The 17185-nt window shown below is 55.1% G+C and carries 9 protein-coding genes; 7 read left to right on the top strand and 2 right to left on the bottom strand.

Going from position 1 to position 17185, the window contains the following annotated elements:
- The first annotated feature begins 98 nt into the window (after nt 1-98).
- From M6D81_RS08675 to M6D81_RS08660, 4 genes are all read left to right on the top strand, one after another.
- Nucleotides 99-1850, top strand: coding sequence for an extracellular solute-binding protein (locus tag M6D81_RS08675; RefSeq protein ID WP_262676469.1), 1752 nt, complete (start codon nt 99-101; stop codon nt 1848-1850).
- A 33-nt stretch (nt 1851-1883) separates the two neighbouring features.
- A complete protein-coding gene (locus M6D81_RS08670) occupies nt 1884-4895 on the top strand; it encodes a discoidin domain-containing protein (RefSeq protein ID WP_262676468.1) in 3012 nt (1003 codons plus the stop codon).
- Nucleotides 4896-5723: 828 nt separating this feature from the next.
- On the top strand, nt 5724-6995 hold the full coding sequence (locus M6D81_RS08665; RefSeq protein ID WP_262676467.1) for a sialidase family protein: 1272 nt from the start codon (nt 5724-5726) through the stop codon (nt 6993-6995).
- Between the two features lie 138 nt (nt 6996-7133).
- Entirely contained in the window at nt 7134-8255 is a 1122-nt protein-coding gene (locus M6D81_RS08660) for a sialate O-acetylesterase (protein WP_262676466.1), read from the top strand.
- Nucleotides 8256-9706: 1451 nt separating this feature from the next.
- Here the strand turns inward: M6D81_RS08660 and M6D81_RS08655 are convergent.
- A complete protein-coding gene (locus tag M6D81_RS08655; protein WP_262676465.1) occupies nt 9707-9988 on the bottom strand; it encodes an alpha/beta-type small acid-soluble spore protein in 282 nt (93 codons plus the stop codon).
- Nucleotides 9989-10157: 169 nt separating this feature from the next.
- Here M6D81_RS08655 and M6D81_RS08650 point away from each other — a divergent pair, with 169 nt between their 5' ends.
- Nucleotides 10158-11438, top strand: coding sequence for a mechanosensitive ion channel family protein (locus M6D81_RS08650; protein WP_262676464.1), 1281 nt, complete (start codon nt 10158-10160; stop codon nt 11436-11438).
- On the opposite strand, the gene M6D81_RS08645 is transcribed toward M6D81_RS08650, so the two are convergent.
- The gene (locus tag M6D81_RS08645) at nt 11435-12544 is read right to left on the bottom strand and encodes a YeiH family protein (protein ID WP_262676463.1); all 1110 of its coding nucleotides are present in this window, start codon (nt 12542-12544) and stop codon (nt 11435-11437) included. The genes M6D81_RS08650 and M6D81_RS08645 overlap by 4 nt on opposite strands.
- Before the next feature lie 118 nt (nt 12545-12662).
- On the opposite strand from M6D81_RS08645, the gene M6D81_RS08640 reads away from it, so the two are divergent.
- Together M6D81_RS08640 and M6D81_RS08635 are read left to right on the top strand one after the other, a co-directional pair.
- Nucleotides 12663-13553, top strand: coding sequence for a LysR family transcriptional regulator (locus M6D81_RS08640; protein WP_262676462.1), 891 nt, complete (start codon nt 12663-12665; stop codon nt 13551-13553).
- A gap of 102 nt (nt 13554-13655) precedes the next feature.
- The gene (locus M6D81_RS08635) at nt 13656-17027 is read left to right on the top strand and encodes an S-layer homology domain-containing protein (protein WP_262676461.1); all 3372 of its coding nucleotides are present in this window, start codon (nt 13656-13658) and stop codon (nt 17025-17027) included.
- Nucleotides 17028-17185: the final 158 nt, after the last annotated feature.

The following is a 17185-nucleotide window of genomic DNA, read 5'->3' as shown; positions in this document are numbered from 1 at the left end:
ATGCTTTGAACGCGGCCATACTTCGTTGAGTTGCCTCTGACAGAGGTTTTCTCATATAACTGATTGACAACTAGCGACAAGAAAGAGGGGTATTGGGCATGAAGAAGAAGATGATAGCAGGATTGGCGGTCACGCTGGCGTTGACGGCGGTAGTAGGGTGCTCTAATGGAAACGAGGGCAATACGACTCCGTCTGTCGGCACGAACGAGAGCGGAGGAGAGAAGAAGGAGACTGTTACGCTCAAGATCGCGGCAAGTATTGCGGCAGCGGAACCGAACGGGGTGATGCAGAACCCGGTCGCGAAGCAGATCGAGGAGGAACTGGGCATCAAGATGGACATGACCGCCGTCGGGGCGGACTTCGGCGAGAAGCTGAACGCGATGATCGCAAGCAACGATCTGCCGGATCTGTTCTGGGTACCGGACCCCAGCAAGCAGATTCCGATGATGGTGAAGGCGGGACAGATTCTGGAGTTGGACGACCTGCTTGCCGAATACGGCGACAACTTCACATCCGATCCAAGCGGACAGGCCATGATCGAGCTGCAGAAGAAAACGGTCAGCCCGGACGGTAAGCTGTATACGATCGGCATGCTGAGAGGGGCGACGACGGGAGGCACCCAGCCGCTGGGAGCCAACTTCATCCGCTGGGATCTGTACAAGCAGCTGGGTTATCCGAAGCTGGAGAATTTCGATACCGACCTGTTGAACGTATTGGCCGAGATGCAGAAGCTGGAGCCGACGAACAAAGATGGACAGAAGGCGTATGCAATTGGAGGCTGGTTCGCGGACGGCCAAGGCTGGGGAGACTGGCCGATAACCTATACGTTGACGTTCACAGAGGGCAAAGGTTATCTGACGAGCGACCGGACGGTATACTACGATATCGCGACGAACGAGATCTCGCCGAACAATGATTTGAAGGACAAGAATGGCATGTTCTGGCGCACCGTGAAGTTCTACAATAAAGCGAACCAGATGGGCATTCTCGATCCGGAGTCGTTCACGCAGAAGTCGGACAAGTATGAAGAGAAGGTGAAGTCTGGCCGCTACCTGTATAATGTACCGGGCTGGCTTGTGACGGACATCAACAACAACTTCGAGAAGGCGGACATGCCGGATAAGGGAATGGTGGCGCTGCCTCCGATGAATACGGACGGATTCATGCTCATTAATAACCTGGCCCCTGGCGGCCGGACATTCGCCATCTCCAAGAACGCCAAGCATCCGGAGAAGGCGATGGAGCTGCTGAACTGGCTGTCCTCCTACGAGAATGCGCGGACGGTCTGGAACGGACTGGAGGGCGAGAACTGGACGATGGAGCAAGGCAAGCCGGTGCCGACGGACGAATACCTGCAGCAGAGCGCAAGCGATCTGGCGTTCAACAAGCGGACGGGCGCGCTGATGTATCATCACTTCGTCGGATTCGGCGCAGGCGTCGTCGATCCCGAGACGGGCGTGCCGGTCAATCTGTACGAATGGTCGGATAAGGCGGTCAGCCGCCAATTGAAGCCGGTTCATAAGGACATGCTTGAGCACTACAATGCGGACAGCTTGTTCGATCTGTACTCCTCCAAGGTGAAAGTGTACCAGGAGAACGCCCTGTACCGGCTGGGAGAGCTTCCGGACGATTTGAAGACGCAAGGCACGAACTTGCAGGGCTACACGTTCAAGAATATCTTCAAGCTGGTGCTTGCGAAGGACGATGCCGAGTTCGCCAAGATGCAGGACGAGTTCATTGCAGGGCTGGACGACTATAAGATCGACGAGATCTTCGCTTATTGGCAGGCGAAGGCCAAGGAGCAGCAGCAAGAACTTGCGCCGATCTTCGACTTGCTTCAGCAGAAATAAATCGGATATTCTAATCGAAAGGGGAAAAGGAAAATGAGAAAAACGCTAGCCTGCTTGTGCTGCACGCTCGTTGTGTCCGGTTCGACGCTTATGGCAGTTTCCCCGCAAGACAAAGTTTACGCCGACGGAGGACCCGCGCTGTCGTTCGATCTGTCGGCGCAAGGGCAGGCCATCGAGAACAAGTTCTCCGATATCAACGCCTGGGACTATGAGATCGACTGGACGACGAAGGCTGCCGGCCAGCCTTCCGATTACTTCGAGACGCACTATCCGTTCGTGAAGAACGTGCAGTTCATGACGGCGACCGGCGGCTGCTACATCGGCTTCCCGGGCTGCTATACGAACCGTGATCTGTTCGTTGATCCATCCGATGTATCGAATAAGACGGACTACGATTTCTCGCGGCTGATCGGAGCGCTTCAACATGTCGTGGATCAAGGGTTGAAGCCTCATATCAAGACGGGCAACATTCCGATTAAATATTCGGACGATCCGCATATCGGCGTCATGGAGGCCAATCTGAGGCCGCCCAGCGATTACGATGCGTATTACAATTATATTAAGGCTCTCGCTGACGCACTTATCGCGGAATTCGGCCTGAATGAAGTGAAGACGTGGACATGGGGCGTCTTCACCGAATACGAGAATCCGGAATGGTTCGACGATGGCATAAGCGCCAATTCGACGGCGATCGCTTTCTTCAAGGTTTACGACTACACGGTAGCGGCGCTGGAGGAGGCAATCGGAGCGGCCAATCTGACCGTAGGCGCGCACAGCATGACTGTAACGGAAGGATTGTGGGACGAGCTCTCCTTCATCGACCACGTCGCCGGGGTGGGGCCGTACGGGACGAATTACAAAACCGGCGGCAGCGGCACGCAGATCGATTTCCTGACCGCATCCTTCTATGATCTGAAGCCTGGCATCACGATGCCCGGCGGGAAGAGCCTGATCGATACGATCGCCACGCTGCGCAATCGGGCTGTGGCGAACGGCTTGACGAATTTGAAATACGGCATTGACGAAGGACGCATTAATTCCGGGACGGATTCCAAAGCGCTGTATTCGCGGATCGTGGGCCACACTTTCCAAGCCTCCTCGGATGCCAAGCAATTCCGGACGATGCTCGACTGGAATATCGATTGGTTCTCCTCTTGGGGACTGAGTACGGAAGGGCTGTGGGGCGGCGTTCCCGCCGTAAGCACGCATATCGCCGATCTTGGCTACCGAATGGTTGGCGACAAGCGGCTGGATCGCACGCTCTCGGGGGCAGCGAGCGACCCGTCCAACGAAGTGGATGGCATTGCGGGCTACGATGAAGCGACCGGCACCGTTCATGTCATGGCCTATAACCATAACAACGATATGAACAGCGTGACGGGGGAGACGCCCGCCATAACGATCCGCAATATTGAGCCTGTAAGCGGCACTGCCGTCACCGTCAAGAAGTGGGTAGTGGATGATGCACACGGCAACTTCTGGCCGACTTGGTGGAGCGACAAGGCGAATCGCGGGCTGACGGACGCTTCCTATTCCTGGTCGAAATATACGATGGAGGTGCCGCGGAGCTTGAAGCAGCAAGCGGATCGGGACTACTGGTATTCCCGTGAAGGAGCTTATCAGTCGCTGGCCGAGCTGACGCCGGTGACGACGACGGCTACCGTAACGGGCAACATGCTGACGCTGACCCCGACGCTGGAGCATCATGGCGTGGTTTTCTACGAGATCACGAACGCCCGGAGCGTCGGGACGACGATGACGGATGAATTGAACGATTGGAGCATGACGAGCTCGCACGGCTCCGGTCTGGCGATCGACAAGTCGAACGCTGCCGCGCTCGGCGATGCGAGCCGTGCAATGAGGACGAGCACCAGCATGGCGGCCCAATCGATCGTCTACTGGCTCAATGGCGCGACACGCGCGAAGGTGACGGGATTGTTCGCCACCGATACGGAGCCGGTCATCGACAATTTCCACTTCTATACGTCGACGGACGGCACGACCTGGTCGCCGCATGACGGCTGGCATTATGCGGATTCTCCGATCAACGGCGGTTACTGGACCAAGCGCGAGTACACACTGACGCAGCTTCCGGCCGGCACGAACTATGTGAGGATCAAGTTCCCGACCGGGGGCGCGGTATCGTACAGCCCGCAGCTCGGCAAGGTGCAGCTATCCGATGTGCCATGGAATTCGGCCACGGTCATCGATGAGCTGGACGATTGGTCGAAGGTGAGCGCGCATAGCCCGGGCCTGTACTTCGATACGGCGCACGGCGCTGCGCTCGGCGATTCCAGCCGTGCGACCAGGGACAATACGAATGCAGAGCGGGAATACGTTATCTATCGCAGTGAAGCGACCGATATCCAGTTGACAGCTCTGTATGCGACGGATAATGAGCCTGGCATCGCCAACTTCTCGATCTATACGGCGCCGGACGGCGTCACCTGGGAGCTGCAGCAGGGCTGGCATTATACGGACTCGCCGATCAACGAAGGCGCATGGACGAAGCGTACGTACACGCTAAGCAAGCTGCCGGTCGGCACACAGTTCGTCAAGGTGGAGTTCCCCGCTGGAGGAACGCTGACGTATAGTCCGCAGCTCAGTCAGGTGAAGCTTAATACGGCATCCATCGTCAATATGGCGAGGGAGGCGACGGCTTCCGCTTCGAACACGGATACGGCCAACGGTTACTCCGCCGATAAGGTGAACGACGGCGCCGCGACGACGGATTGGAGCGGCTGGGCGACCGACGGCACTGCGCTGCCGGAATGGATACAGCTGGACTTCGGCTCGGAGCAGACGTTCAGCAGAGTGGAGCTGTACACGACGACAGGTTATGCGATTAGGGACTACGTCATACAATATTGGAACGGCTCGGCCTGGGTCGATTGCCTGCCTGCGATCGCCGGCAATGCGTTCGATCATCGCACCCATACGTTCCCGGCCGTCATCGGCTCGAAGCTGAGAATCCTCGGTACAAGCGGTCCAACTATCCAGCCGGATTATATCCGGGTGAATGAGATTGAGGTGTATAGCGAGTAATTTGCGAGTAACGGCGAGTAACGGCGAGGGATAGCGAGTAACTAGCGAGTAACGGCGAGGGATAGCGAGTAACTAGCGAGTAACGGCGAGGGATAGCGAGTAACTAGCGAGTAACGGCGAGGGATAGCGAGTAACTAGCGAGTAACGGCGAGTATCGGCGAGGGATAGCGAGTAACTAGCGAGTAACTAGCGAGTAACTAGCGAGTAACGGCGAGTAACGGCGAGGGATAGCGAGTAACTAGCGAGTAACGGCGAGTGACTGCGAGCAACTAGCGAGTAGCTAGCGAGAGCAACAGCGAATAACTAGAGAGAGTAATTAGCGACTGGCGAGTATTAACGCGAGAAGCCTCCCCGAGCCGACAGGCTGCGGGGGAGGCTTGTCAGCTGTTCTGTCGGTAAACATGCATCGATAATCGTTACTACTTAGGTCCAGTCGGCACAAGGTACATTTGGCAGGGCTATGTGAGCAAAATGAGCGATAGCGCACACTTTTTTCTATTTTTCCGATTCTATGTGACCATATTGAGCGATAGCTCCTACTTTTCGGCGGTACAAGGCACGTTTGGCGGGCCTATGTGAGCAAAATGAGCGATAGCGCACACTTTTTTCTATTTTTCCGATTCTATGTGACCATATTGAGCGATAGCTCCTACTTTTCGGCGGTACAAGGCACGTTTGGCGGGACTATGTGAGTAAAATGAGCGATAGCGCACACTTTTTTCTATTTTTCCGATTCTATGTGACCATATTGAGCGATTAGCCCCTAACTTGCTTAGTAGCTAAGTAGTAACCGATAATCATGCTATGAGAGAGGATGCTGAGTGAATAATGCACCCGTATAAAGTGAAAGAGCTTGCTCCCGACTATGTGAAAGTATACGAGTCTCCCGATCCGGCGGCCGTCTACGCCTACAGCCCGGGGATTGCGGTGCTTCCGGGCGGTCGGCTGATCGCAACGCTGGATATAAGCGGTCCGGGCATGCATGCGATGCCTGGACCGAAGCGCGTCATTGAAGGGGGAGCGTTATGGTACGGCAAAGTATTCACGTCCGACGACGACGGGCGGACATGGATGCACCGTGCCGACTTCCCCTTCATGCATGCCCGTCCGTTCGCCGCCGGCAACCGCGTCTACGTCATCGGACATTGCAACGATCTCACAATTATGTACTCCGACGACAACGGCGACAACTGGAGCGATCCGACCGCGTTGACGGAAGGAGAGATGTGGCATCAAGCTCCGGCCAATGTGCATTACGCGAAAGGGAACGTATACTTGGTTATGGAGCGTATTACGAAGCCTGGCGTGCAAGGCTGGCCGGTCAGTGTCATAGCGCCGGTGCTGCTGCGCGGCAAGGCCGACAGCGACCTGTCCCGCAGGGAGAACTGGACGTTCGCTTCGGAGCTGGTATTCCAGCAGGCGATACCGGAGGAGGAGCTGGACTACTTCGGCGTCCCGTTCTATCCGGTTGAAGCGGGTAGTGCGAACGAAGTGACTCCTGGGAGGGTCTGCCACCGCATGGGTTGGCTCGAGACGAATGTCGTGCAGTTCGTCGACGAGAATCATTACTTGCATGACCCGTCGGGCGCGACCTTCCATCTGTGGATGCGGGCCCATACGGGCGGATCGGGATTCGCCGCCGTCGCCAAGGCGGTAGAGCAGTCGGACGGCAGCATTCTGACGATGCTGGAGAAGGCGCCATCGGGCAGGAGGCTAGCCTATGTGCCTTGTCCGGGCGGTCAGATGAAATTTCATATCTTGTACGATGAGGCGACTCGCCTGTACTGGCTGCTCAGCACGCAGGCCACCGACAGCATGACGCGTGCGGAGCGTCTGCCTTCCGGCCGATTCAATCTGCCGAACAATGAGCGGAACCGACTGCAGCTGCACTTCTCGCGCAACGGCTTCGATTGGTGCTTCGCGGGGCTCGTCGCCAAGACGGATTCCGACACGGAAGCCCGCCATTACGCCAGCATGGTCATAGCGGGAGACGACCTGCTAATATTGAGCCGGTCCGGCGATGGGAACGCGCCATGCGCGCATAACGGCAACATCATATCCTTGCATCGGGTAAGCCGCTTCCGCGAGCTTGTCTATTAAGCTTCGATCATCGCGATTAACTGCTACTGCCTTCTATCAATTTAATTGTATGAAAGGAAGTTGAAGAAGCGATGATGCAGAGTGAACTGATTGGAGGAGCGACGGAGTACGGCGTAGGATGGACAGATTGGAGATGCGATGATGCAGAATGAACAGATTGGAGATGCGACAGCGCAGAATGAAAAGCTTGTCTTGCCGAAAATATTCGCCGACCATATGGTACTTCAGCGGCACAAGCCCATACCGGTCTGGGGGAAAGCGGGTGATAGCGAAGAGGTCTCGGTCGAATTCATGGGGCGGCGGAAGACGGTGAAAGCTGTGTCCGGCAGATGGAGAATGGAACTGGACCCCGCTCCGGCTGGAGGTCCGCATGGGATGACGATCTCATGTGAAGATAGCGAGATCGCCATAAGGGACATCATGATCGGCGAAGTGTGGATTGCCGGCGGCCAATCCAATATGGGGTATTCGTTCCGGGAAATCTATGGAGAAGAGACGGCGTGGATGGTGGATGCGTTCAACGATGACGATTTCGAAGGCGCTCTCTCGGGCATTCGTTTGTTCAAGGTGGAGGAATATGCTGCCGATGAACCCGCGGACGATGTGCGGGACGGACAATGGCGCGAAGTATCGCGGGAGCGCATGCTGCCATTGGCGGCAGTGCCGGTCTTTTTCGCTTGTGCGCTGAAGCGGCGTTTGAACGTACCGGTTGGAATTGTTCAGGTATCGCGCTCCGGTACGAAGGCTTCGTGTTGGATTCCGCGAAGCGCGGCTTGCAGCGCCCCCGCTATATCGATGTATCGGGAAGAATTCGTGGAGGAAGAAGAGCGTCTGGGACGAGATGATCTCCGCCGTCCGTTCGGCTTATATAACGGAATGGTGTCACCTATACAGCCGTATGCGATGTGCGGCGTAATCTGGTACCAGGGGGAGAGCGACGCGCTGGAACAGAAGGGGCGGCGCTACGGCACTTTGTTCCCGGCATTGCTCCAGGCTTGGCGCAGCGGCTGGGGAGGCGAAGCATTCCCATTTCTCTACGTTGAGCTGCCGGATTACGTTGATGGGCTGGACGAATGGGAGCTCGTACGCACCGCGCAGAACCGCACGTTGGAGCTTGTTTCGAATACCGGGATGATTGCGACGAGGGACTTGGGCGAGGCGGACAATCTTCATCCACGGAACAAGCGTCCGGTAGGGGAGCGGCTGGCAGCTCTGGCGATGAAGCAGGTATATGGAGTAGAAGCGGCTGGAAAAGAGTGAGCATATTCACTCTTTTTCAGCTGAATCATCATCAGGTTGGCACCCGAAGGGGGCCAACCTGATACACCTGAATTCACGGCCTGGAGTCGGCGCCTATCGCTCAATATGCTCACATAGCCCCCGGAAGCGAGCCGAAAAGTGTGCTCCATCGCTCAAAATGTTCACATAGCTCCGCCAAAAGTGCCTTGTCCGCCTCAAAAGTAACCTCTATCGCTCATAATGCTCACATAGCCCCCGAAAGTGAGTCGAAAGTGTGCGCTATCGCTCAAAATGGTCACATAGCACCGCCAAGAGTGTCTCGTCCGCCCCAAAAGTAACCTCCATCGCTCATTATGCTCACATAGCCCCCGAAAGTGAGTCGAAAGTGTGCGCTATCGCTCAAAATGGTCACATAGCACCGCCAAGAGAGTCTCGTCCGCCTCAAAAGTAACCTCTATCGCTCAATATGCTCACATAGCCCAGGAAACGGGCCGAAAAGTGTGCGCTATCGCTCAAAATGTTCACATAGCGCCGCCAAAAGTGCCTCGTCCGCCTCAAAAGTAACCTCTATCGCTCATAATGCTCACATAGCCCAGGAAACGGGCCGAAAAGTGTGCTCCAGCGCTCAAAATGGTCACATAGCCCCGCCAAGAGTGCCTCGTCCGCCCCAAAAGTAACCTCTATCGCTCAATATGCTCACATAGCCCCCGAAAGTGAGCCGAAAGTGTGCTCCATCGCTCAAAATGGTCACATAGCCCGGCCAAGAGAGTCTCGTCCGCCTCAAAAGTAACCTCTATCGCTCAATATGCTCACATAGCCCCCGAAAGTGAGTCGAAAGTGTGCGCTATCGCTCAAAATGGTCACATAGCACCGCCAAAAGTGCCTTGTCCGCCTCAAAAGTAACCTCTATCGCTCATAATGCTCACATAGCCCCTGGAAGCGAGCCGAAAAGTGTGCTCCATCGCTCATAATGCTCACATAGCCCCTGGAAGCGAGCTGAAAAGTGTGCTCCATCGCTCAAAATGATCACATAGCCCCGCCAAGAGAGTCTCGTCCGCCCCAAAAGTAACCTCTATCGCTCATTATGCTCACATAGCCCCGCCAAAAGTACCTCGTCCGCCCCAGTAACCTCTATCGCTCAATATGCTCACATAGCCCAGGAAACGGGCCGAAAAGTGTGCGCTATCGCTCAATATGCTCACATAGCCCAGGAAACGGGCCGAAAAGTGTGCGCTATCGCTCAAAATGTTCACATGCCCCGCCAAAAGTGCCTTGTCCGCCTCAAAAGTAACCTCTATCGCTCATAATGCTCACATAGCCCCTGGAAGCGAGCTGAAAAGTGTGCTCCATCGCTCAATATGCTCACATAGCCCCCGAAAGTGAGCCGAAAGTTTGCTCCATCGCTCAAAATGGTCACATAGCCCGGCCAAAAGTCGCTCATCCACCAGAAAACAAAGCAGTTACTAACTTCTTTACTCGCGCTTTGTCAGCTCTTCCTGAGCCAATCGAATGAGCTCGCGTACCATCGGTCCGCCAATTTTGCCGCCGACATGGCCGACCGACTCCGTAGACAACTCGCCATTGCTGCCCTCCTGCAAAGGAACGCCTATCTCTTTCGCCACTTCGTATTTTACATCATCCGGACGGCTCGGATTTACGGCATACCCTTCGTTTTTCATGACATTCGCTTTGAATATCTGCATTCCTTGCTCAACTCCGGGCACCGCATATTTTCTGCTCCTTCTTCTAGCCATGCCAATCACTCCATTCATGTGCTTTTCTATAAAATGCCCCGAACACGAATATTCATCCCGATTTCATGGATACGACCGGGATGCGCCTGTATTTCTGGGGAGGCAGGGGCTTTCCGTGAAGGAGGAATGAAGTGTATAATGTGACCTAACACATCAAGAGGAGGTACGTATGGATTTACTGAACGAATGGATCGCAGACTTTGGCATGGGCGAACAGATGTCCCTGTATGTGGCCAATGCGATTATGATTGTCATCATTATCGGTCTAAGCGTGGCTGCCAACTTCATCGCCAAGAGCATCGTGCTGAGAATAGTTTCCTACTACATTAGAAATAGCAAGGTCAAGTGGGACGACTATCTGCTGGAGCGCAAGGTGTTCCATAAAATCTCTCATGTGGTGCCTGCTATCATTATTTACTTTTCATCTTCCCTGTTCCCGAAGTTCCAGCATCTGATCGAGCAGGGTACTGCCATCTATATTATTGTTGTCGCACTTATGGTCATTAATGCATTCCTCAATGCCGTCAACGATATTTATGTGACGTATGAGATCTCGAAGGCGAGACCGATTCGAGGCTACATCCAGGTTGTAAAAATCTTCGTCTTCACAATCGGCGGCATACTGATCGTCTCCAATCTGATCGGACAGAGCCCGCTTATCTTGCTGAGCGGCATTGGCGCGCTGTCGGCGGTGACGATGCTCGTGTTCAAGGATTCCATACTGGGCCTTGTAGCGGGCGTGCAGCTAACCTCCAACGATATGGTGCGGGTCGGCGATTGGATCGAGATGCCGAAGTATGGCGCGGACGGCGACGTCGTCGATATCTCGCTGCATACGGTCAAGGTTCAGAATTGGGACAAGACATACACGACCATTCCGTCTTATGCGCTAATCTCCGATTCGTTCAAGAACTGGCGGGGCATGCAGACCTCGGGCGGACGGCGCATTATGAGGTCGCTCTCCATCGATACGACCAGCATCACCATCTGCAGTCCCGAAATGATCGAAAAGCTAAAGAAGATCCATGTGCTCAAAGCGTACATCGCGCAAAAGGAACTGGATATCGAGCGTTATCATGTGGAGCATAAAATCGACCGGTCCAGCAATGTGAACGGCAGGGCGCTGACGAATATCGGCATGTTCAGAGCTTATATCCAGAGCTATCTAAGGAATCATCCCGGCATTCATAAAGAGATGACATGCATGGTTCGGCAGCTCCAGCCGGATGGAACGGGGCTGCCGCTGCAAATCTATGCGTTCGTGAACGATGTAAGATGGGAAATATTCGAAGGCGTGCAGTCCGATATATTCGATCATCTGCTGGCCGTTGCGCCGGAATTCGGCATTCGCGTATTCCAGAATCCGTCGGGGCACGATCTGAAGAGCGCGCTCCAGGGAGAGCTGCCCGAGAGAGCGCGCGACAGAGTCATGGTATCGGAGGCGGACTAAGCCAGAGCGTTCAAGTAAGTGAGTACGGCTAGCAGAAGCGAGGTGATCGACATGGCGACAACCGGTCTCAGCGCTTTGGAGCGGAGCTGCTTCATGCTGACGTTCAGGCCGAGGCCAACCATCGCCATGGACAGCAGGAACGAAGTAGCCGTGGCAAGCCCGTTCATGACAGATGCGGGAACGTCAATATAGGTGCCGAAGACATAACTTCCAATGACACTGGCTGCGATGAATCCCAGCAGGAACCACGGAAACTCCAGCTTCGCATCCGGCTGCGCAGCCCCGCCGTTCCGCTTCTTCCAGAGAAGCAGCAGCAGGCAGAACGGAACCAGCAGCAGCACACGGCTCAGCTTGGCGAGCAGTCCCGCCGCAAGCGCATCTTGTCCAGCTGGGGCGGCAGCCAACGCGACATGAGCTATCTCATGCAGGCTGATGCCCGACCAGGCGCCGTAGTCGATTCCGGTAAGCGGGAGCAAGGGACGCAGCAGCGTATAGCCGACCGCGAACACAGTGCCGACCAGGGCGATCATGCCGGCTCCTATCGCCGTATCCTCATCCTTCGTACGCAGAATTGGAGCGACAGCTGCGATTGCGGCAGCGCCGCAGATGCCGGTGCCGATCGCGAGCAGAAGTGTGATCGCGGGGTCCGCTTTCAGTCGCTTGCCGAGCGATACGGTGAGCAGGACGGCGAAGGCGATGACAATCGCTGCCTGCAGCAGCAAGCCGGGTCCATCATGCAGGACAAGCTGTATATCCAGCCTTAGTCCGAACAGGACGATGGCCAGCCGCAGCAGCGTGCGGCTGCAGAATTGAATGCCCTTGCGCAGCGGCTCGGGATAGCCTTTATAGTGCCGGTAAGCTACAGCCAGCGCGATGGAGCATCCGAGCGGCCCCAGTCGGTCCAGCACCGGAAGGGCGCTGGCGGCCCAGCCGAGCAAGGCGATACATAAGGTAAATCCGATACCAAGCAGCCATGTGCGGAAGCTTTCGTGCCCGCGTGTGGCTGTCTTTCTTTTGCCCGAATGGCTGCTGTCTCTGAGGCATTCTTGCGGTTCCAGGACAACATCAGCGCTAACATCGTCTGTTGGTTTAGTACGAACAGTCATCGAGTACACCCCCATGAAGTATGCATCTCCAGCATACGTCTCCTATTGATATAAGTAAAATAGATCATTATTATAGATATAATAATCATATACTTATGATATGTGAGAGGTGATAGGCGTGACCTTGCGGCACTTGCAAATATTCATAGCCGTATGCGACAAGATGAATATGACCGCTGCGGCGAATACGTTGTATGTATCTCAATCGGCAGTAAGCCAGGCGATAGCGGAGCTTGAGGCGCATTACGGGATTCGGCTGTTCGAGCGATTGTCGAGGAAGCTGTATCTGACAAGGGCCGGCGAGAAGCTTCTGGGCTACGCGCGGCATATCCTTCGGATGTACAGCGATGCAGAGAGCGAGATGCGCGCTATGCACGAGACTGGATTAATACGTGTCGGCGCGAGCGTTACAATCGGCGCCACCGTATTGCCCAAGCTGGCAGCGGCATTTCAATTGCAGACTCCCGGTGCAAGGATGGAAGTGGTCGAAGACAATACGACGAAAATTGAAGGGATGCTGCTGGTCGATCATTTGGATTTGGGGCTTGTGGAGGGGGATGTAACTCAGACCGATTTGGTGTGCAAGCCGTTCGCAGAGGATACGCTCGTCTGCATATGCGGCCAGGGACACCCTTTTTGGGAACGGGAATCGGTTGGGGCGAAAGAGCTGGAGGGGGAGAATTTCATCCTGCGGGAAGCGGGAAGCGGCACCAGGAACACTTTCGAAGAGGTAATGTCCGGGCATGGATTATCGTGGACGGCGACATGGACATGCAACAATGCCGACACCATCAAGATGGCCGTAGCGGAGGGGCTGGGCATATCTGTCATCTCGCAGCGGGCCGTCCATATGGAAGTGGATACAGGCCTGCTGCGTACGGTGAAGGTGGAAGGACTCTCGTTCAGGCGCCAGTTCAAGCTGGCCTATCACAAGCATAAATTTTTGACGGATGCGATGGAGAGTTTCATTCGTTATTGCTTTGCGCATAGCGGGCAGGAGGGACAGTAGACTTATTTAACCTGACTTTCTTAGATGTTCACTAATTGTTAAGCACTGGATTATAAAGTAGTGCTGAATGCCGAACATATCATTGGAAGGGGAAAGTCAGGAATGAGAGCGAAGCGGTTCCTAACAATTGCGCTAGTATGCATGCTTCTATTGGGAAGCGGATGGGGAGGAGAATACGTCGGCGCCGCGCCATCGCCGGTCATTGCAGAGACAAGCATGACGCCTGCCAACAATGCAGTGGAAGTGACTGTGGATTCCCAACTGGTCCTGCAATTCGATGAAGCTGTTACGGCTGGAGAGAACAAGCGGATCATCCTTAAGCAAGCGTGGGACGATAGCACAGTAGAATCGTTGTTGTCCTCGGATACCGATAAAGTGACCATTGCAAACGGGACTGAGGTAAGGATTCTCCCTGGTTCACAGCTGTTGTACGGGAGTGACTATTACGTCGAGATCGAAGCGGGAGCGTTCGAGAATGGCGAAGGGCATGCTTATCAGGGAATGGCAGGGAATTCGGCATGGCGGTTTACAACGGAGGTGCGAAGCGAAGTAACAGCCAGTGACTCCGGGGAACTGTCGGCTTACCTGGTCAATCCCCACGTCAGTACCATTCATTTGATGCCGCAGCAAAGATATGAGTACGCCGGCGGTAAAATATCGCGTTCGGTCGCCATTAACGGCAACGGCTCTACCATCGAGGCGGGAAGCGGCATGCTGGATACAGTCGTGCGAAGCGACGATGTAACCGTGCAAAGCGCCTCGCTTCCCAACTATGCGAATGTGCAGACATTTCTGATTGTGGAAGGACCGGGAAGCGCCTTGTCGCTGAACAATGTGACGCTGGAGAACGGGCAAGATGAACTATTCGCCGTCATTAATGTAAAGACAGGCGGCAGACTTAGCATGGATGGCGTCACGGTGAAGGGCTTTCACAACAACACAGTGCCGGGCGAGAAGCTCAGCTTTGGCATTCATGCAGAGCCGGGCGCGCTGTCCACTTCGATTGCGAACAGCGTATTCGACAGCAGCAATGCTTTCCGCAATGCGGTCGCCATTCGCAACGGCGAATTGGCCATAAGCGGCAATACGTTCCAGGGGACGGATTACCCGGAGCGATTAAGACAATCCGACGGCTATGAATATGCCATGTACATTTACGGGGGCAGCGGCTCTATAACGGGCAATACAATTACAGGCTATGACAGCACGAATCAGCAGGGCTTTACAAGTGCGGGCATCGCTGTAATCGGCTTCTATGCGACGAACGTGACGATTGCCGACAATGCGCTCGATTATAACGAGAGCGGAATTGATGTGACGGTAACGTGGTCGCCGTGGTCGAGCAATACTTCGATGACAGTTAACGGCATTGCGTTAACGAACAGTGACGACGCCTATGTCATGGGGGAGGCGCTTAAAGCTGCGAACAGGCAGGATTATGTGGGCGTGTCTCTGGATCAGACGGACGAAGTGGAATTGACGAGCGGCGAGGATCAATCGCTGTATTATCCTGTGCTCGGAGGTTACCGTTCGCCGTTCCTGACGAGGGGGGAGATATCGGAGGAGACAGCTGTCATCCGATTCCGGACGGATTCACTCAGCAAGGATATGCTGCAAGCGGCGGAATCTGTGGAGCTGGAGCGCAGGACGCATGGTGAAGACAGCTGGAGCAAGCTTGAAGCGGACTTGTCAGGTTTGCCGGCCCAGTTGACGCTTCCATTGCCAGAGGATGGCGCGTACGATATTAGGGTGAGGCTGACGCACAGCAGTCATCCTGACGGCAGCGATCCCGATGAGCGAACATTGATTACGTATTCCAATCCGGTAACGGTAGCCAATCCGCCGAGCATTGCTGCTTACTCCCCGGTTAACCAAGCGACGAATGTGCAGCCTGATACCAATCTGTTGCTGACCTTCGACAAGGCTGTACAGGCATCTGCGGGCAAGCAGATCGAGATCAGACGGGCGGAGGACGATGTCGTAGTAGAAACGATCGAAGCGACGGATGCAGCGAAAGTATCGGCAGTTGGGACGAGTGTGGCGATCACTCCCTCATCTCTATTGGATTATGCTACGGAATATTACGTCACTATTGCGCCGGGCGCATTCCGGGATCAATATGATATTGCATTCCTGGGGCTATCGGGATCAATATGGAGCTTCAAGACCATGTCCCGGCCATCGATTCCGTCGTATCCATCGACGGGAGGTGCGACGAATGGCGTGGAGGTGCTGGTGAACGGGAAGGCGGAGAACACAGGCACAGCCAGCGTGAAGGTCGTGAACGGCCGGAAAGAGACGACGATTCTGGTGAACGAGGCGGAAATGCTGAAACGACTGGACGCGGAGGAGCAAGGTGCTACGATTACGATTCCGGTCAAAGTGAAGACGGATATTCTGATCGGTCAACTAAGTGGCCGCCTCATGAAGAGCTTGACTGGCAAGCAAGCTGCAATCGTCCTGCAAGCCGAAGGAGCTTCTTATCATCTGCCTGCGGGCTTAGTCGATCTGGATGAAATCGCCGGGCAGCTCGGCGCGCAGCTTGAGCCAGACAAGCTGCATCTCTCGTTGATTATTGAGAAGCCGGCTGCGGAAGAGGCCTCCCGGATCGAAGAGGCTGTAATGGAAGCGGGAGTTAGACTTGCAGCGCCTCCCGTCATCTTCCGCGTCATGGCATCCTATGACGGGAATAGCATCGAGATCGAACGTTACGACCGCTATGTGAAGCGCATGATTGCACTTCCTGACGGAATGGATGAAGAAGAGAACCGAATAACGACGGGGGTTGCCGTAGAGCCGGACGGAACTGTCCGACATGTGCCGACCATGGTTGTGAAGCAGGAAGGCAGAGATTACGCGCTTATTAACAGTCTGACCAATAGTTCTTATGCCGTCGTATGGCATCCCGTGGTTTTCCCGGATGCAGCCGGGCACTGGTCGGAAGCTTCTGTGAACGATGTGGGCTCGCGCATGATCGTGGAGGGTGACGATAGAGGGCTGTTCCATCCTGACCGGCATGTGACCCGTGCAGAATTCGCCGCTATGGTCGTCAGAGGACTGGGATTGCAGCTGGAGAGGGCGAATCGTACGTTCAGCGATGTGGCGGAAAATGCCTGGTATAATCGCGCGATCGAGACAGCTGCAGCATATGAACTGATCACAGGGTTCCCGGACGGCACATTCCGGCCGAATGACCGCATTACCCGCGAACAGGCGATGACGGTGCTGGCCAAAGCGATGGTATGGACTGGTCTGAAGGAGCAACTGGCGGCTCAATCGCAAGAGGAAACGCTTCGCTTATTCAAAGATGCGGATCAAGCCGCGCCATGGGCAATCAATGGGGTCGTGGATAGCGTGCAGGCTGGCATCGTATCCGGAAGAGGGAAGCAATTGCTGGCTCCGAGAGCGCTCATTACCCGCGCTGAAGTGGCGGCGATGATTGAGCGACTGCTTGTGAGGTCGAAGCTCATATAGCTGGCGTCCGCTTGTAAGATCGGAGCCCATATAGCCGGCGTATGCTTTTAAGATCGGAGCTCATATAGCCTGCGTCCGCTTGTAAAATCGGAGCCCAGTGGCAGCCTCCGTTGCCGTATTTTCCGAAAAATAATGGGGAATGAGCAGGGAATGGATAC

The organism is Paenibacillus sp. J5C2022, assembly GCF_025567625.1.
GTDB lineage: Bacteria > Bacillota > Bacilli > Paenibacillales > Paenibacillaceae > Pristimantibacillus.
Note: the sequence above shows the minus strand (reverse complement) of the source record. Positions and strands in the feature narration are given on the sequence as shown.